This window comes from Pseudoclavibacter sp. 8L, assembly GCF_902506465.1.
Lineage (GTDB): Bacteria > Actinomycetota > Actinomycetes > Actinomycetales > Microbacteriaceae > Pseudoclavibacter.
In genome coordinates, this window is record NZ_LR733186.1 from 549839 (window position 1) to 567260 (window position 17422).

Sequence of the window (17422 nt, forward strand, 5' to 3'; positions counted from 1 at the left end):
AAATCTGTCCAGGTACCGGGCTCCCCGGGACCGTGGGACGGTGAACTGTCTTGACTAGGCAAGGGATCCTTCCGAGAGTCCTCCACCGAGGACGTGTGCGTGAACGTGGAAGACGGTCTGGCCTGCTGCCGCCCCCGAGTTGAAGATGAGCCGGAATTCGCTGTCGGTGTGCTGATCGGAGAGTCCCTGGGCCACCGCGATGACCTCGGCGAGCAGCTCCGGGTCGCCAGCCGCGAGCTGGGCGACGTTCGCGTACTCCTGGGTCTTGGGCACCACGAGGAGATGCACGGGCGCCTTCGGGCTGATGTCCTTGAAGGCGATGACCCGCTCGGACTCGAACACGATGTCGGCTGGGATCTCGCGGTTGATGATGCGCGTGAAGATGGACGGCTCTGAACTCGACATGAGACCAGCCTACGACTCGGCACTCGCGCGGGACCGAGAGTCCCACGTACCGCTCAGCGCCAGGATCGCCGCGATCGCGGCGGGAGCCGCGCTCGAGGTTCGGAGAACCCCCGCGCCGAGGTGCACGCGCCTGGCACCGGCCGCCTCGAAGGCCTCGAATTCGCTCTGGTCGATGCCGCCCTCTGGCCCGACGACGAGCGTCAGTCCGGAAGCGCCTGCCGGGACCTGCTCGATGAGGGCCTGGCGCAGCGAGGTGTCGCCGAGCGGGTCGAGGACCAGCATCGGCGCGTGACCGGCGAGCGATGCGACCTCACCCGTCGAGTGCAGCGGAGCCACATCCGGGACCCACGCGGCGAGGCTCTGCTTGCTGGCTTCCCTGGCGATGGATGACCACCGCTCGCGGCCCTTCTCGGCCTTCTGGTCCCAGCGGCTCACGCTGCGCTTCGCCTGCCACGGCACGAACGCCGCCGCTCCGAGCTCCGTCGCGACCTGCACGGCGAGGTCGTCTCGGCCGCCCTTCGCCAGCGCCTGGACAACCGTGACACGCGGAGCCGACTGCGCCACTCGTCTCGCGGCGACGACTGTGACGAGTGCGCGGTCGCGCTCAGTCAGAGCGAGCTCGCCGTCGACGATGAGGCCGCGCCCGTCGCCGAGCTGCACACGTTCGCCCACGCGCATCCGCGCGACCGCCATGTGCTTGGCCTCCGCGCCGCGCACCTCGACGACGTCACCGACGCGCAGCGCCTCGTCGAGATCCTCGACGAGGTAGAGCCACGCCACGTCAGCGACCGAATCGGTCGCGAAGCTTCGAGAACATCCCCTGCTTCTCCCGCGCGAGGCGAGGGGCCTCGTGGCGATGACGGGCAGCGAACTCCTCGATCAGCTTGCGTGACTTGCCGTCGAGCTTCGCCGGAGTCACGACCTGTACGGCGATGTCGAGATCGCCGCGATGCGTCGAGCGGAGCCGCGTGATGCCCCGACCTCGAACGGTCAGCACCTCGCCCGACTGCACGCCCGCGGGGATCTGCAGGTCGACGTCGCCGTCGAGCGCACCGACCGTGGTCGAGGTGCCCAGGATGGCGTCGGCCATCGATACCTCCACGACGCACTGGAGGTCATCGCCGTCTCGCGAGAAGACCTCGTGCGGGCGCACGCGGATCTCGAGGTAGAGGTCACCGTTCGCTCCCCCGGCTGGCCCGGCCTCGCCCCGACCGGGAAGGTGGATGCGCAGCCCGGAGTCCACTCCGGACGGGATGTCGACCGGGATGCTCACGTTCGATCGAACACGCCCCTGGCCGTGGCACGTGTCGCACGGGTGCTCGATGACCGTGCCGTAGCCGCGGCACTGCGCGCACGGCTGGTTCGTGACGACCATGCCGAGGATCGAGCGCACCTGTCGCTGCACGGACCCGGCCCCACCGCATGCCGAGCACGTCGTGGGCGAGGTGCCGGGCGCACAGCAGGTGCCCTGGCAGTTCTCGCAGGCGATCGCCGTCGTGACCTCGAGGTCTCGGTGCGTGCCGAACATGACCTCGTCGAGGTCGAGTTCGACGCGCACGAGGGCGTCCTGGCCGCGTTCCGCACGCGAGCGAGGCCCGCGGGAGCCCTGCTGGCCGAAGAAGGTCTCGAAGATGTCGCCGAAGCCACCGAAGGACTGCCCATCTGGGCCGCCCTGGTCGTACTGCCGGCGCCGCTCGGGGTCGATGAGCGTGTCATAGGCGTGCGTGACGGACTTGAAGCGCTCCGCGGCATCTTCGGACGGGTTGACGTCCGGGTGCAGCTGGCGTGCCAGCTTGCGGTAGGCCTTCTTGATCTCGTCCTGGGACGCCTCACGGCTCACGCCGAGCACGTCGTAGTGGTCTGCCAAGAGTGGCGACTCCTTCTTTGCATCTGTGTGTGTCACGCCTGCGTTGTCAGGCGCCGGGTGCATCCGCCGAGTGATCTGGCGGTGTCGGTCAGTCGTCCGAGTGCTGCTCGTCGAGCACCCGTGACAGGTAACTCGCAACCACTCGAACGGCCTGGATATTCCTCGGGTAGTCCATTCTCGTCGGCCCGACGACGCCGAGACGCGCGTCGCTGCCAGAGCTGCGGTAGCCGCTCGTCAAGATAGCCGTCTCGCCGAGGCCCAGGTCGACATTCTCCTGGCCGATGCTGACCGAGTAGGCCTCGGGGCTGGAGTGGAGCTCGTCGAGCAGCCGCAGGAGGACCACCTGCTCCTCGATGGCCTCGAGGACGGGCAGGATGCTCGACGGGAAGTCGCGTTCGGTCCGAGCGAGGTTCGCGGTGCCCGCCATGACGAGGCGCTCCTGACGGTGCGCCAGGACGAGCTCAAGCAGGTTGGCGACGACGGGAGCGAAGAGCTCCGCGTCTCGCTCCCCCATGATGCCGCTGACATCCCTGAGCTCCGCTGAAGCGCGCGCGACCGTCTTCCCGACGAGGCGGCCGGCCAGCCGATCGCGGAGCACGTGCAGCTGCTCGACGCTCACTTCGGCGCGCAGATGTCCAATGCGCTGCTCGACGCGGCCCGAGTCGGTGATGAGGACGGTGAGGACGCGCATGCTCGACAGCAGGACGAACTCGACATGCTGGATGGCGGCGTTCGCGAGCGAGGGGTACTGCGCGATCGCGACGGAGTTGGTGAGCTGCGCCAGCAGTCGCACCGAACGTCCGAGCACCTCGTCGACGTCTTCGCTGCCCTCGATGAAGGTCTCGATCGCCCGACGCTGCGCTCCGGAGAGCGGCCTGAACTCGGCGAGCCGGTCGACGAACAGTCGGTAGCCCTTGTCAGTCGGGATGCGCCCGGAGGACGTGTGCGGGGCCACGATGAGCTCGGCGTCTTCGAGCTGCGCCATGTCGTTGCGAATGGTCGCCGCGGAGACGCCGAAATCATGACGGTCTGCGATCGACTTGGAGCCCACCGGCTCACGACTCGTGACGTAGTCGGTGACGATGACGCGGAGCACCTGCATGCTTCTGTCTGAAACCACGATGCTCCTCCCTCGACGAGCTGCTGCGAGCCGGACTGGCACTCTGAACCTGAGACTGCCAATCCTACCGCTTTCCGCTCGTGCCACCAGCAGGATGCCAGGCCCTCGCAGGGCGCGCGCAGTAGCGTGAGCGAAACCGACGAGAGGAACCCCGTGTCAGATCAGAACGCACCGACCCCGCCGCCAGGACACCAGGATCTGCCTCAACAGCCGCCGTACGACCAGCCGGGACCCTACGGGCAGCAGCCACCGTACGGGCAGCAGGCTCCCAACGGTCAGCAGGTCCCGTACGGACAGCAGGCTCCCTACGGGCACCCACAGGGCGTGCAGTACCAGCAGTCTGGCCCGCAGAATGGGACAGAACCGCCGCTGACACGAGACGGCGACCGCCTCGTCGGGACCTTCGATCACCTGCTCAACATCGTCGCCCCGGCTGTCGGGCCGCTCATTCTCTGGCTTGTCACACGGCGGAGGGGACCTCTTGCCGACAGCGAGGGCCGCGAGGCGCTCAACTTCGGCATCACGGCTGCGATCGTGTACGTCGGCATCGGCGTCATCTCGCTGCTGTCACTGATCGGCGGTCCGCTGGCGCTGATCGTTCCGCTCCTCTACCCGCTGCTCTGGGTTGCCGTCGTCGTCTACGCCATTCTCGGCGCGGTCCAGGCGAACAAGGGACTCCCCTACCGGTACCCGGTCACCTTCCGGTTCGTGAGCTGAGCCGGCTCAGGCGGCGATTCGGCGGACGATCGCGTCTGCCATGAGCCGCCCGCGGAGCGTCGGGACGAGCCGGCCCTTCAACGCGGCCCTCCCGTCGACGAGCGACTCGGCGATGAGCTCGGCGACGACACTGGAGTCATCCAGCTCGGAGATCGCGAGGCCCTCCCGCAGACGTGAGCCGAGCATGATCCGCTCGAAGCGCTTCGTCTCCTCGTCAAGCACTTCTCGCCCCATGGCCGGCGTGATGCCCTCGGCCAGCCTCGATGCGTAGGCGCTCGGATGCTTGGCGTTCCACCAGCGCACGCCGCCCACGTGGCTGTGCGCGCCGGGGCCGAAGCCCCACCAGTCCGCGTCTCGCCAATAGGAGAGGTTGTGGCGAGAAGCGTGCTTGCCGTCGAGCGACCAGTTGCTGACCTCGTACCACTCGAACCCGGCCGCTGACAGTCGCTCCTCTGCGAGCTCGTACATGTCAGCCTGCAGGTCGTCGTCCACGGCGGGCACCTCCCCGCGGCGGATCTGCCTGGCCAGCTTCGTGCCCTCCTCGATGATGAGCGCATACGCGCTCACATGCAGCGGCTCCTGCGCCAGCGCCATGTCGAGCGATCGGCGCCAGTCGTCGATGGACTCGCCGGGAGTGCCGTAGATCAGGTCGAGGCTCGGCTCGAGCCCGACTCGCTTCGCCGCGGCGACCACGATCGGGATGCGCGCCGGATCGTGAGTGCGCTCGAGAACGCTGAGGACGTGCGGGACCGCGGACTGCATCCCGAAGCTGACTCGGGTCACTCCCGCAGCCCGGAGCTCGGCGAGCTCACGCTCGCCAACCGAGTCGGGGTTCGCCTCGACGGTGACCTCCGCGTCGGGAGCGAGGCCCCAGCGACTGCGCACTCCCTCGAGCATCCCTGCAAGGTCGCTGACGGGCAGGAGGGTCGGTGTTCCGCCCCCGAAGAAGACGGTGGATACCTGGCGAGGGGCACCGCTCAGCACCCGCTCGGCGATGACCATCTCCTTCTCGACCTCGCCGGCATAGCTGGAGCGCGAGACCCCACCGAGCTCCTCCGCCGTGTAGGTGTTGAAGTCGCAGTAGCCGCACCGCACGCGGCAGAAGGGCACGTGGATGTAGACGCCGAAGTCTCGCGACTCGGCGCCGACCAGGGCCTGCGCGGGGAGCTCTCCGCTCGGCGGCACCGGCTCACCGAGCGGCAGGGCGCTAGGCGCCAAGATGGCCGTTCGGCTGGGCCCGGCTCGGGGCGAGGTTCTCGTGATGCACCCGCACAGCCTAGGCGCAATCAGGCGCGCGATCAGCCGAGCACGGCCCCGCGTTGCGCTCGCGCCCAACTGACACGACTACCTTCGAGGTCATGAGCACTCAGGCGACCTCCCCAAAGCACGTTCTCGTCTCCGGCGCATCCGGAATGATCGGCCACCGTCTCATCGAGGAACTGCACGCGCACGGCCACCGCGTCACGCGGCTCGTCAGGCGCGACCCGAAGGACGCCAGCGAGTTCCGGTGGAACCCCGCCCAGAGAACCCTGGACGCGCGGGTCCTCGACGGCGTGGATGCGGTTGTGAACCTCTCCGGGTCTCCGCTCAGCAAGCTGCCGTGGACCTACAACGTGAAGAAGGAGATCCTTCGCTCTCGCGTCAACGCGACGCTCACGATCACCGGTGCAATGGCGGCCTCGTCCACACCCCCGGCGCTGCTCATCAACGGTTCGGCGTCGGGCGCGTACGGCGACCGTCCAGGGCAGGTGCTCGACGAGGACTCGGCGCTGCCCGAGACCGACGAGTTCCTTCCTCGTGTCGTCGACCGCTGGGAGCGGGCCGCGCAGACGGCCCCGGAAGGCACCAGGGTCGTCCTCGCGCGCACCGGTCTCGTCCTGGGGCGCGGCGGAGTCCTGACCGTCCTGAAGACCCTGGCAAGCGTCGGGTTGCTCTCGCAGCTGGGCGACGGCACACAGCACTGGCCGTGGGTGAGCCTGCGCGACGAAGTGCGCGCGCTCCGCTTCCTGCTTGAGTCCGACGACGCGCAGGGGCCATACAACCTGGTCGGGCCCGCGCCCGCGACCGCCGACGAGATCCAACAGCAGCTTGCCGACGAGCTCGGGCGACCTTACAAGCTCAAGGCGCCGTCGACGCTCATCGACCTCACCCTCCAGAAGGCGGGCCGTGAGCTGTTCCTCGCCGACCAGCAGATCCGTCCGAAGCGCCTGCTCGACGCGGGCTTCACCTTCAAGGACCGCACCGCAGGTCAGGCGGTCGAGCTGGCTCTCAAGTCGCCGGAGTTCGAGCCAGAGCCCGGCGCCGGGGTCTGACCCGTCGAGTCGGGTCGCTCACGCCCCGGCGCGAGCGGCCTTCTCGAGGCGGATGCCCTCGCGCAGAGAAGCCCTGGCTCGCTTTCGGTCCCCCGAAGCCGAGTACGCCAGACCGAGGCGCATCCACGTCCTCCAGTCTTCCGGAGCGGCCTCGACCTCAGATTTCCACCTCGGGAAGTCCTCGTCGGCCGCTTCGCGGACGACGCGTCCGCTCGGTCGCTTGGGCAGGTCGTCCTCGGGCAGCTCTCCGGCGTCGGCCATGCGTCCGAGCAGTCGTTCCGTCTGCAGCCCGAAGAGCAGCTCGCGGGCGACGAAGACAACCGCGAGGACCGGGAACACGATGAGTGCGGCACCCATCACCTTGGCGACGATATCGCCCGCGAACAGGGAGACCGCCATGCCCGAGACGAAGACGATGTAGAGCAGGAGGAGCAGGGTCACGGCGGCGACGCCGAGTTTCGTGGCGAGATTGCTCTTCACGAGCGACCCGACAGTCCCGCGAGGCCGAGCACGCCGTCGAGCCCGACTGTCGTGCCCCGCGTCTCGACGGCATGCGTGATGGCGAGCCTGATGCCCTGCACATAGGCCTCCTGCGAGATCGTCTCGTGGCGAATCGTCAGCACCTCACCCTCTCCCCCAAAGATCACCTGCTGATCTGCCACGACTCCGCGCAGCCGCAGACTGTGGACGGGCACGCCCGAGACGAGCAGTCCCCGAGCGTCCTGCTCGCTGTTCGGAGCGGCAAGCGGCCGTTCCCTCGAGGCCGCGATGCGCTCCGCGGTCCGCACGGCGGTCCCTGACGGCGAATCCACCTTCTTGTCGTGGTGCGCTTCGACGATCTCGATCGATTCGAAGAAGCGCCCTGCGACGCTCGCAAGCGCGGTGCCGAGCACCGAGCCCAGGGAGAAGTTCGGGACGAAGACGACGGCACGTTCCGGAGGCACGAGGTCAGAGATGCGAGCGATCCGCTGCTCATCCCAACCGCTCGTCCCGACGACGACGTCGATGCCATGCTCCAGAGCGAAGGGGACAGCCGTCTCCGACGCCTCGAGCCGCGAGACGTCGACGAGGACATCCGCGCCGAGCATCTCATCGAGCGAAGAGGCACTCGTCAGCCCCGAATGGAGGCGGAGCCCCTCGGTCGTCTCGAGGATCCGTGCGATCAGTGTTCCCATGCGGCCGGAAGCGCCCAGAACGGCGACCTTTGTTTCCATGTCCACAAGCGTACGGCCATCGCCAGGCCGAGCAGACGACGCAGGGGGCTGCCGGCGGCGGGCCCGTCAACCTCAGACGGCGATCGAGGTACTGACTCCCGTTCGGAGTTCCGGCGTCAGGTGCGACAGGTCGTTGAAGAGCAGCAGCTCAGCCGGCTTCCTGGTCCGCACCCGGATCACCGTGAGGCCGGTGTTCACGGAGTTGAGCCCGAGCCAGCGCCAGTCGGGGGCGTCGAGGACCCGACGCACGAATTCGCCGATCACGAAGTTGTGGGTCACGAGCAGGGTGTGGCGGTCGTCGCGGCTCTTGCTGAAGAACGTGTCGTACGCGTCGTTCATCTGTGCCATGCCGGCGTCGACGACCTCGTCAGCGATGCCACCGAAGAAGCTGTCGTACGTCGACGGCGCGCCGTCCTGGCCCGTGGGGATGCAGTCGAAGAGCAGCGTGGACTCGAGCGCGGCGGGACCGCTCGTGTACTGGTCGATGACCGCACTCGTCTCGACAGCGCGATCCAGCGGTGACGTGTAGGACTCGCTGAGCGGGACGCTCGCGAGCCTGCGACCGATCAGATGAGACTGAGCCCGACCCCGCTCCGACAGCGGGCCGTCGGTGATTCCGTGCTCGGCATTCTCCTGCTCGCCATGCCTGACGAGGTAGAGGTAGTGCGACATCAGCGGCGCTCCAGTTCGGTCCTTGCTTCCGAGGAGAGCTTACCGACCGCAGACGCGACGAGCTCCCCACTGAACATGTCGGCGGCGACTGACTGCACCTCGTCGAGCGACACGGCTTCGACCCGCGACAGCGCTGCCTCGAGGTCGTAGAAGCGACCTGTGTGGATCTCCGCGCGCCCGAGGCGAGACATGCGTGTGTCCGCGTCCTCGATCGCAAGAGCCGAGCCGCCGGCACTCGCGCTCTTCGCGTCGGCCAGCTCCGTCGCGGTGACCCCGTCCTGGACGAGCTTCTCCGCCTCCTGGCGCAGCACCCTGACCGTCTCCAGCACGTTGTCGGGAGCGCATCCCGCGTACATGCCCGTCACCCCCACGTCGGAGTGGCTGCCACCGAACGAGTACACGGAGTACGCGAGACCGCGCTTCTCGCGGATCTCCTGGAAGAGTCGGGACGACATGCCACCACCGAAGATCCGATGCATGAGGCCGAACGCCTCCCTGCGCGGGTCCAGCTGCGTGATTCCCTGTCCGCCGATGACCAGTGCCAGCTGCTCCAGCGGGCGCTCGATGGCCGAGAGCGGTCCTGTAGGCACTGCGGATCCTGGCTCCAGTGTCGTGGCCCTTCTGGAGACGGGGACGGCGCGTGCGTCGAGGTCCCATCCCCCGGCTCGGAGGTTGCGCTCGAGCTGCTCACGGACGACGTCATGGTTGACGGCCCCCGCGATGGTCACGACGAGCTCCTCCGGGCGGTAGTGCTGGCGGTACGAGCTCCACACGGCATCGCGGTCAGCGGCCCTGATCGAGGCCGGTGTGCCGCCGATGGGCCTCGCGAGCGGATGTGCGCCGAGCAGTGTCTCATAGAACCGCTCCCAGACCACGTCGTTCGGGTCGTCGTCCGCCATCGCGAGCTCCTCGATGATGACGCCGCGCTCGATCTCGAACTCGGCGGCGTCGATCACGCTCGAGGTGATCATGTCACTCAGGACCTCGACGGCCATCGGGAGGTCGGCATCGCGGACCTTCGCGTGGTACAGCGTGTGCTCCTTCGCGGTCTGCGCGTTCACCTCTCCACCGACGCGCTCGAAGGCCGCTGACACCTCGAAGGCGGACCGTGTCGGTGTCCCCTTGAAGAGCAGATGCTCCAGGAAGTGCGTGGAACCGTACTCGTGCGGGCGCTCGTCGCGGGAGCCGACCGGCACCCACAGGCCGATGCTGGTGCTCGCCGCGCCGACGACTTCCTCGGTCAGGAGGCGCACCCCGCTCGGCAGCACCGAACGGCGGAAGTAACCGCCGTTCGACACTCGTGCTTCGATCTCGGGAAGGTCAAGTGGCAGTTCAATGGCATCGCGCATAACCAGTCAAGCCTAGAGCGTGTTGGCCGTCCCGGCGGCAGCCGCGAGACAACTCCCAGCGGCTCGAGACCTCACGAGACGCCGAAGGGCCCCGCGCACGGATGCGCGGGGCCCTTCAGAGCAGAGGCGAGCTGAGCTACTCAGCGCCCGCCTCGAGAGCGACGCCCTCTTCAGCAGCTGCTTCTTCGAGCACAGGTGCGAGCGACAGCTTGCCGCGGTCGTCGACCTTCGTGATCTCGACGAGGATCTTCTGGCCGACACCGAGCACGTCTTCGACGTTCTCGACGCGCTTGCCACCGGCGAGCTTGCGCACCTCAGAGATGTGCAGCAGGCCGTCCTTGCCCGGGAGCAGGGAGACGAAGGCACCGAAGGAGGCGATCTTGACGACCGTTCCCAGGTACTGCTCGCCGACCTCAGGGTTCGTCGGGTTCGCGATGGCGTTGACCGCTGCACGAGCGGCCTCAGCGGACGGACCATCGACAGCGCCAATGTATACGGTGCCGTCATCCTCGATCGAGATGTCGGCTCCGGTGTCGTCCTGGATCTGGTTGATGACCTTGCCCTTTGGCCCGATCACCTCGCCGATCTTGTCGATCGGAACGCGGACCGAGATGATGCGCGGTGCCGTAGCAGCGAGCTCATCCGGCGTGTCGATGACGGCGTTGATGGCCTTGTCGAGGATCTGGATGCGAGCATCGCGAGCCTGCGTCAGGGCGCCGTCGAGGACCGACGTCGGAATTCCGTCGAGCTTCGTGTCGAGCTGGATGGCCGTGACGAACTCCGCGGTACCGGCGACCTTGAAGTCCATGTCTCCGAGCGCGTCTTCTGCGCCGAGGATGTCGGTGAGCGCCGCGTAGCGCGTCTCGCCGTCGACCTCGTCGGACACGAGACCCATGGCGATGCCCGCGACGGGTGCGCGCAGCGGCACACCGGCGTTGAGCAGCGACAGGGTGGAGGCGCAGACCGAGCCCATCGACGTGGAGCCGTTGGAGCTGAGCGCTTCCGAGACCTGACGGATCGCGTAGGGGAACTCCTCGCGGCTCGGGAGCACCGGAACGATGGCGCGCTCGGCGAGGAAGCCGTGCCCGATCTCGCGACGCTTCGGCGAACCGACGCGTCCGGTCTCGCCCGTCGAGTACGGCGGGAAGTTGTAGTGGTGCAGGTAGCGCTTCGACGTGATCGGCGAGAGCGAGTCGATCTGCTGCTCGAGCTTGAGCATGTTCAGCGTGGTGACGCCGAGGATCTGCGTCTCGCCGCGCTGGAAGATCGCCGATCCGTGCACGCGTGGCACGACGTCGACCTCTGCATCGAGCTGACGGATGTCGGCCACGCCGCGACCGTCCATGCGCTTGCCCTCACGGAGGATGCGTCCGCGGACGACGTCCTTCGTGACGGTCTTGTAGGCGGCCGACACCTGACCGGCGACGGAGGCGTCGAGCTCTCCGCTTTCGATCTTGGCGGCGATCTGCTCCTTGACGCTGGCCTTCAGCGCGTCGTCGGCGTCCTGGCGCTCGATCTTGCCAGCGATCTGGTACACGTCGACGAGTCCGTCGTGCGCGATGGCGGTGACCGCGTCGAGGGCTTCCTGCGTGTAGGGCAGGAAGACCGGGTACTCGACGACGGGCTTCGCGGCCTGGTCGGCGAGCTCCTGCTGTGCCTTCACGAGCTGCGTGAGGAACGGCTTGGAAGCCTCGAGGCCCTGTGCGACGACAGCCTCGTCGGGCTTCTGCGCGCCAGCCTGGATGAGGCCCCACGCGTGCTCGGTGGCTTCAGCCTCGACCATCATGATGGCGATGTCTTCGGTGCCGTCGGCCTTCGTGACGAGGCGGCCAGCGACCGTCAGGTCGAAGACGGCGTCGGCGAGCTGCTCGAACTTGGGGAACGCGACCCACTGGCCGTCGATGAGCGCGAGGCGGACACCGGCGATGGGGCCGGAGAACGGCACACCGCTGAGCTGTGAGGACAGCGAAGCGGCGTTGATCGCGAGAGCGTCGTAGAACTCGCCAGGAGCGATCGAGAGCACCGTCACGACGACCTGGACCTCGTTGCGGAGACCCTTGACGAACGAGGGGCGCAGCGGCCGGTCGATGAGGCGGCAGACCAGGATGGCCTCCGTCGACGGACGGCCTTCACGACGGAAGAACGATCCGGGGATCTTGCCGGCGGCGTAGCTGCGCTCTTCGACGTCGATCGTGAGCGGGAAGAAGTCGAAGTTCTCCTTCGGGTTCTTCGAGATGCTCGTTGCCGACAGCAGCATCGTCTCGTCATCGAGGTAGGCGACGGCAGAGCCCTGCGCCTGCTGGGCGAGACGCCCTGCTTCGAAGCGGATCTTGCGCTGGCCGTGCTTGCCGTTGTCGAGAACGACTTCAGAGAACTTGATTTCGGGACCTTCCAAGAGGTCTCCTCCTTATGCGTGTTTGCACGCGAAGGGCAAGCGCGACCGGGTCTTCCCGGGCTGATCGTCAGTAGAAGACCACTGTCGCATGAGCGCCTCTAGCGCTGCGGCAGGAACCCACCACCGAGGACCAGCTACTCGCCGCCCCGCGTATCTTGAGTGATTGCGTTGCTGACTCTACCAGCGGAGGGCGACGAGCAGCTGGAACCCGCACGGCGATTGCCGCACGGGCGCCGCTACTTCTTGCGAGACGCGCGAGGGAGCTCCTTCAGGAGAGGGAACTCGCCGGTCGGCTTCTCCCCCTCGTCATAGAGCTTGCTGGGCGACCCGACGATCTTCTTGTCGGCAGTGTGGGCGATGCTCTCGTCCTTCGAGGGGTAGTCGAACTGTGAGAGGACGTAGCGCATGGCCTCGAGCCTCGCCCGCTTCTTGTCGTTCGACTTGACGACCGTCCACGGCGATTCGGCGGTGTCCGTGTAGAAGAACATCGCCTCCTTGGCTTCGCTGTACTCGTCCCACTTGTCGAGGGATGCGAGGTCGGTTGGGCTCAGCTTCCACTGGCGCACCGGGTCGTCGCGACGAGCAGCGAAGCGCGCAAGCTGCTCCGCCCGGCCCACCGAGAACCAGAACTTGATGATCGTCGTGCCGGAGTTGACGAGCATCCGCTCGAACTCAGGAGCGGAACGTGTGAACTCGAGGTACTCGGTCGGGGTGCAGTACCCCATGACGCGCTCGACGCCCGCGCGGTTGTACCAAGAGCGATCGAGGAGGACCATCTCGCCCCCAGAAGGCAGATGCTCGACGTACCGCTGGAAGTACCACTGCGTCTGCTCCTTCTCCGTCGGCTTCTCGAGCGCGACCGTACGCGCACCGCGGGGGTTCAAGTGCTCCATGAAGCGCTTGATCGCACCGCCCTTGCCTGCCGCGTCCCGGCCCTCGAAGATGATGACGACCTTCTGCCCCGTCTCCTTGGTCCAGGTCTGGAGCTTCAGGAGCTCGATCTGCAGCGCGCGCTTCTGCTTCTCGTACTCCTTGCGCGGCAGCTTGGCGTCGTAGGGGTAGCCGTGGCGCCAGGCCTCGCCCAGAGGATCCTCGTCACGCAGCTCGGCGAGCTCATCGACCTCTGGGGTCATGTCCGGGATGCCCGCACGGTTGAGCCGGTACTCGGCCTGAACGCCGGCCCTCTGCTTCCGAGCGCGACTCGTCGAGGTCGAGTCCGATGCGTTGGCCTCGAGGAGGGCGTCATTGCCCGATTCTGAGGCCTTCGCCTGAGCCTTGGCATCGGCGTGCGACTTTGCTGGAGTTCGAGGTGCTGCCATGTCGCACAGCCTAGCGCCGAGGCCGCGACGCCTCACCGCAGGGCGCTGACCATGCACCGCCGAACGCGAAAAGAGCCCCTGCCGATGGCAGGGGCTCTTCGCAGAAAGTGCTTAGCGGCGAAGGCCGAGTCGCTCGATGAGCGAACGGTAGCGCGAGATGTCGACGTCGGCGAGGTAGCCGAGCAGACGACGACGCTGACCCACAAGCAGGAGGAGACCACGACGCGAGTGGTGGTCGTGCTTGTGCTCCTTGAGGTGCTCGGTGAGCTCCTTGATTCGCGTGGTGAGGATGGCAACCTGAACTTCAGGGGAACCAGTGTCACCCGGGTGCGTTGCGTACTCTTCGATGATGGCCTTCTTGCCCTCAGCGCTTAGTGCCATTGACAGACCCCCTTCTCTTTCGTTGCGCGGCGCTCGGCACACAATGTGCGAGCTCTCTTCATCCGCGGCCGTTTCACGGCAACCGAAAGAGCATAGCAGATCGGGAGCGGTCAGCTCACGCCCAGCAGGTCGATGATGAAGACCAGCGTCTTGCCGGAGAGCGGGTGCCCTCCACCAGCGGCGCCGTAGGCGAGGTGCGGCGGGAGGACCAGCTTGCGGCGACCGCCGACCTGCATGCCCGGGATGCCTTCCTGCCAGCCACGAACAAGCGCCTTCAGCGGGAAGTTGACCGACTCGCCCCGGTTCCACGAGGAGTCGAACTCCTCGCCGGACTCGAACTCCACGCCGAGGTAGTGCACGTCGACCGTCGAAGACGCCTCCGCCACTGCCCCGTCGCCCACGATGATGTCCTCGATGACCAGCTCTGCTGGTGCCTCTCCACCCGGGAAGTCGACTTCTGGCTTGGTGCGATCAGTGTTTGTCATGGTCTACATCCAAGCGCCGGAGCCTGGACGAGTCCCGGATGACGCGCCGTGCGGCTGTGTCTGCGGCTGTGCCTGGGCCTGGATGAGCTCGCCTCGGAGCTCCCCGAGATGCCGGAGCAGGAGCCGTTCATCGAGCAGCTTGCTTGTTCGATTCGGGTCGAGGACGACCTGGTGCCGGACGCTCGCGAGACGCGTGGACTCGGTGATGAAGGCGCGCATGGCCTTGTCCGCGCGCTTCCCGGACCGGCGTGCCCAGGCCCTCGCGCTGGATCGGCCGCGCATGGTGGAGAGCATCCTGATCTCAGCCTGCGAGTACCAGCCGACAGCCGCGTACTCGGACAGACGCTCCACGATGATGCGGGCATCCTTCCTTCGCAGCAGGAGGATCGTCACGATCCAGGCGATGAAGATGGGCACCATGACCAGCGCGAAGAATGCGATGAGGCCAAGGATCCCGGCAGACTGCTGCACAAGACCCGAGCCGACGTTCCAGAGAGCGTGAAGGGCCATGGCTGGGATGAGACCGAGTGCGAAGCCGCCGAGCGCCGAGCCCCAGCCACCGCGACGTGCGCCGATGCCCATTCCGATGCCGGTCAGCGAGACGCACATCGGGTGCAGCAGCGGCAAGGCGATGCCGCGGATGAAGTACTGGGCGACGAAGCCCCCGACCCCGGCTTCCTGCCACATCGAGGAGAAGTAGAGGATGTTCTCCGTGAACGCGAAGCCCGCGCCGAGCAGAGCTCCGTAGACGAGGCCGTCCGTCGGTCCGTTGAAGTGACGACGCGCGACTGCGTAGATGACGACGAGGCCGAGCCCCTTCCAGATCTCCTCGCCGACGGGCGCCTCGACGGATGGCCCCCACCAGGCGGGCAGGGCTCCCGGAAGCAGGAACTCGCGGACCAGGCCTGTCAGGAGCGCGCCACCGACCGCGATGCCGCCTCCCCAGAACACGGCACCGATGAGCAGGATGCGCGGCTCGGGCTCCCACCGGTCGATGAGCCACACGACCATCCACACGACGAAGAGCGGGACGAGTGCGGCGAGCACGCTGCCGAGCAGCACGACGTCGCTACTGCCGAGATACGCGAGGAAGAGGACGACGGCGATGATGAGCGCGGCCAGGCACATGACGACGATCGTCGTGATGCGCATCGCCAGCTCGCCCTTCGTGGGGGCCTGCGGTATGACGAACTGGGGGTCGATCTGGCGCTGAGCGGCTGGTGCGCCCCAACGGCCGTCCGCGTGCATGGGTCCGGTCACGAGGTGGCCACCCTGGGGCCGGCTGCGCCGAAGGCCGCGAGCTGCGACCGGTGCTCCTTGACGCGGTCGAGCATGCGCTTCTCCACGACTCTCCGATTCGGGTCTCGCTTGTTGACCCTGGCGTGTTCGCGGGCGAAGGCGAGCCTCGACGCGTCCTGGACGAAGCCGCGCATCGCGCGGTCCGCCTCCGGGCTCACGGACTTGGCCCACGCGAACGCCTGCTCTCGCGCGCTCCAGTCCCCGATCATGGCGACCTCCGACGTCGTGAACCATCCTGCATCCGCGTACTCGCCCAGACGGTCGACGATGATGAGGCGGTCGCGGTCGTGCAGTTTGACGAGGAACCAGGCCAGGAGCAGGAAGATCGGCAGCTGCACGACGAGGTAGAAGATGAGCCAGCCGAATTGGTTGCTCGGGTCGACCCCGAGCAGCGGGAGGATGAGCAGGCTTCCGCCGTTCCAGAAGGCGTGGGCGAGGATCGCGATGACGAGCCCGCCGAGGCCCATGAGGATCGGCCGCCGCCAGCCGCCTCTGCGGGCTCCCCAGCCGATGGCCATGCCCGTGATGCCGGTGAAGAGAGCGTGCGCGAACGGCGAGAGGATTCCGCGCACGATGAATGTCGATGCGAAGCCTGAGGCCGATTCTGCGGCCTGCGAGAAGTAGATGATGTTCTCCGTGAAGGCGAAGCCAGCGCCGATGACGGCCGCGTAGCTGAAGCCATCGAGCGGACTGTCGAAGTGCCGCCGCGCGAAGATCAGAATGAGGAACAGGCCGACGGCCTTGATGGACTCCTCGGAGATCGGCGACTGGATCAGCACGGAGAACTTGCTCACGTCGCCCTCCGTTGCCAGGTAGGAGCGGGCGACGTCGAGCATCATCCCGCCGGTGACGAGCGTTCCGACGACCGAGGCCCCTGCACCCCAGAACAGGCCGAAGGCGAGCAGGATCCGAGGCTCGGGCTCCCAGCGGTCGAGCCACCAGACAGCCGTGAGAACGAGCCCGAGCGGCACGAGAGCGGGTATCGCCATCGTGAGCGCGGCGAAGCGCAGCTCGCTGAAGAGCCAGGCGACGACCCCGACGGAGAGGAGCACCGCGAAGCCGAGCAGAAGGAGCCAGGTGAGCCTGCCCCGAGTCAGCCTTCTGCGCCGCTTCGGCGCGACTGACGTGGCACTGCTCATCGATGGTCCTCCGTGCATTGGGGTGGCTGCCCGAAGCAGAGACATTCGGGCCTCGCGGCGCGCACGGGTCTCCCCGCCTCGTCGGCTCGCTGCGGTCAGCATAGCCAAGCGGACGCGGGTCAGGCGAACGACCAGTCGTCCGGGCTCAGCGCACGGTAGATTAGGAGCATGATGCGTCTCGGATTCCTTCTCGGTGCCACTGTCGGCTTCATCGCTGGGATCAGCACGAGTCGAGTGCACGCGGAAGAGGTCGCGAAAGACATCGGCGGCAGGTCGAAGGCCTTCGCAGAGCGGATGACGGTGTCCGCTGAAGACCTGCGCCGCCGCAGCGATACCCAGCTGGAGGACATGCGTCGGCGCGTCGACGAGCAGCTCGACGACATGCGCAAGCGCGTCGACGATGGTTTCGACGACGTCAAGCGTCGCGTCGAGGAAGAGGTCGAGAAGAGCATCGAGTCGCAGGTGCAGACGCTGGTGCGTGCTGGCCAGGCTCGCGAAGATGTGCTCGAGACCTTCGAGGACGACGACGCAGACGCCATGGTCTCCCCCGGCGACACGGGCTCTCCACGCCACGCAGCGGTCGACGGCGAGTCGACGGCGGAGCCCGACGAGAAGCACCCCAAGTAGCTCGTCTTCCGTCGAGCTCTGAGGCTCACGCGGGCCCCGAGCGACAGCGCAGGGAACGAATCGGCCCCTCCGGTGCACTGCACCGGAGGGGCCGATCTGCTGCGATGACGCCCGCTACGTG

The 17422-nt window shown here is 67.3% G+C and carries 18 protein-coding genes; 3 read left to right on the forward strand and 15 right to left on the reverse strand.

Going from position 1 to position 17422, the window contains the following annotated elements:
* Positions 1-54: 54 nt before the first annotated feature.
* The 4 genes from GV007_RS09435 to hrcA all read right to left on the reverse strand — a co-directional run bounded on the left by GV007_RS09435 (position 55) and on the right by hrcA (position 3392).
* Positions 55-405 (reverse strand): HIT domain-containing protein, encoded by a 351-nt coding sequence (locus GV007_RS09435; RefSeq protein WP_160072113.1) that lies wholly within the window; start codon positions 403-405, stop codon positions 55-57.
* A 9-nt stretch (positions 406-414) separates the two neighbouring features.
* Positions 415-1185, reverse strand: coding sequence for a 16S rRNA (uracil(1498)-N(3))-methyltransferase (locus GV007_RS09440; protein ID WP_160072115.1), 771 nt, complete (start codon positions 1183-1185; stop codon positions 415-417).
* A 1-nt stretch (position 1186) separates the two neighbouring features.
* Complete coding sequence (gene dnaJ, locus GV007_RS09445; RefSeq protein ID WP_160072117.1) at positions 1187-2272, reverse strand: molecular chaperone DnaJ; 1086 nt, start codon at positions 2270-2272, stop codon at positions 1187-1189.
* An 88-nt stretch (positions 2273-2360) separates the two neighbouring features.
* Positions 2361-3392, reverse strand: coding sequence for a heat-inducible transcriptional repressor HrcA (gene hrcA / locus GV007_RS09450; RefSeq protein ID WP_160072119.1), 1032 nt, complete (start codon positions 3390-3392; stop codon positions 2361-2363).
* Between the two features lie 153 nt (positions 3393-3545).
* Between hrcA and GV007_RS09455 the strand changes: the two genes are divergently transcribed.
* Positions 3546-4109 carry a DUF4870 domain-containing protein gene (locus tag GV007_RS09455; protein WP_160072121.1) on the forward strand — a complete coding sequence of 188 codons (564 nt, stop codon included), beginning with the start codon at positions 3546-3548 and terminating at the stop codon, positions 4107-4109.
* A gap of 6 nt (positions 4110-4115) precedes the next feature.
* On the opposite strand, the gene hemW is transcribed toward GV007_RS09455, so the two are convergent.
* Positions 4116-5327 (reverse strand): radical SAM family heme chaperone HemW, encoded by a 1212-nt coding sequence (hemW, locus tag GV007_RS09460; RefSeq protein WP_160072123.1) that lies wholly within the window; start codon positions 5325-5327, stop codon positions 4116-4118.
* 140 nt (positions 5328-5467) lie between these two features.
* On the opposite strand from hemW, the gene GV007_RS09465 reads away from it, so the two are divergent.
* Positions 5468-6421: a TIGR01777 family oxidoreductase gene (locus GV007_RS09465; RefSeq protein WP_160072125.1), complete on the forward strand. Its 954-nt coding sequence runs from the start codon at positions 5468-5470 to the stop codon at positions 6419-6421.
* Between the two features lie 18 nt (positions 6422-6439).
* On the opposite strand, the gene GV007_RS09470 is transcribed toward GV007_RS09465, so the two are convergent.
* The 10 genes from GV007_RS09470 to GV007_RS09515 form a co-directional block, all read right to left on the reverse strand.
* Complete coding sequence (locus tag GV007_RS09470) at positions 6440-6901, reverse strand: hypothetical protein (protein ID WP_236558442.1); 462 nt, start codon at positions 6899-6901, stop codon at positions 6440-6442.
* Positions 6898-7635, reverse strand: a complete 738-nt coding sequence (dapB, locus tag GV007_RS09475; protein ID WP_160072127.1) for a 4-hydroxy-tetrahydrodipicolinate reductase — start codon at positions 7633-7635, stop codon at positions 6898-6900. The genes GV007_RS09470 and dapB overlap by 4 nt, the downstream gene beginning before the upstream one ends.
* 72 nt (positions 7636-7707) lie before the next feature.
* Positions 7708-8307 (reverse strand): histidine phosphatase family protein, encoded by a 600-nt coding sequence (locus tag GV007_RS09480; protein WP_160072129.1) that lies wholly within the window; start codon positions 8305-8307, stop codon positions 7708-7710.
* The gene (locus GV007_RS09485; RefSeq protein ID WP_160072131.1) at positions 8307-9656 is read right to left on the reverse strand and encodes a M16 family metallopeptidase; all 1350 of its coding nucleotides are present in this window, start codon (positions 9654-9656) and stop codon (positions 8307-8309) included. The genes GV007_RS09480 and GV007_RS09485 overlap by 1 nt, the downstream gene beginning before the upstream one ends.
* Positions 9657-9792: 136 nt before the next feature.
* The gene (locus GV007_RS09490) at positions 9793-12051 is read right to left on the reverse strand and encodes a polyribonucleotide nucleotidyltransferase (RefSeq protein ID WP_104241459.1); all 2259 of its coding nucleotides are present in this window, start codon (positions 12049-12051) and stop codon (positions 9793-9795) included.
* Between the two features lie 236 nt (positions 12052-12287).
* Positions 12288-13370, reverse strand: coding sequence for a polyphosphate kinase 2 (gene ppk2 / locus GV007_RS09495; protein WP_160072133.1), 1083 nt, complete (start codon positions 13368-13370; stop codon positions 12288-12290).
* 111 nt (positions 13371-13481) lie between these two features.
* Entirely contained in the window at positions 13482-13751 is a 270-nt protein-coding gene (gene rpsO / locus GV007_RS09500) for a 30S ribosomal protein S15 (protein WP_104241461.1), read from the reverse strand.
* Positions 13752-13861: 110 nt separating this feature from the next.
* Positions 13862-14236: an FKBP-type peptidyl-prolyl cis-trans isomerase gene (locus tag GV007_RS09505; protein ID WP_160072135.1), complete on the reverse strand. Its 375-nt coding sequence runs from the start codon at positions 14234-14236 to the stop codon at positions 13862-13864.
* Between the two features lie 3 nt (positions 14237-14239).
* On the reverse strand, positions 14240-15496 hold the full coding sequence (locus tag GV007_RS09510) for a PrsW family intramembrane metalloprotease (protein ID WP_160072137.1): 1257 nt from the start codon (positions 15494-15496) through the stop codon (positions 14240-14242).
* Positions 15493-16674, reverse strand: coding sequence for a PrsW family intramembrane metalloprotease (locus GV007_RS09515; protein ID WP_160072139.1), 1182 nt, complete (start codon positions 16672-16674; stop codon positions 15493-15495). The genes GV007_RS09510 and GV007_RS09515 overlap by 4 nt, the downstream gene beginning before the upstream one ends.
* A gap of 168 nt (positions 16675-16842) precedes the next feature.
* Between GV007_RS09515 and GV007_RS09520 the strand changes: the two genes are divergently transcribed.
* The gene (locus GV007_RS09520; protein WP_160072141.1) at positions 16843-17301 is read left to right on the forward strand and encodes a hypothetical protein; all 459 of its coding nucleotides are present in this window, start codon (positions 16843-16845) and stop codon (positions 17299-17301) included.
* The last annotated feature ends 121 nt before the right edge of the window (positions 17302-17422 follow it).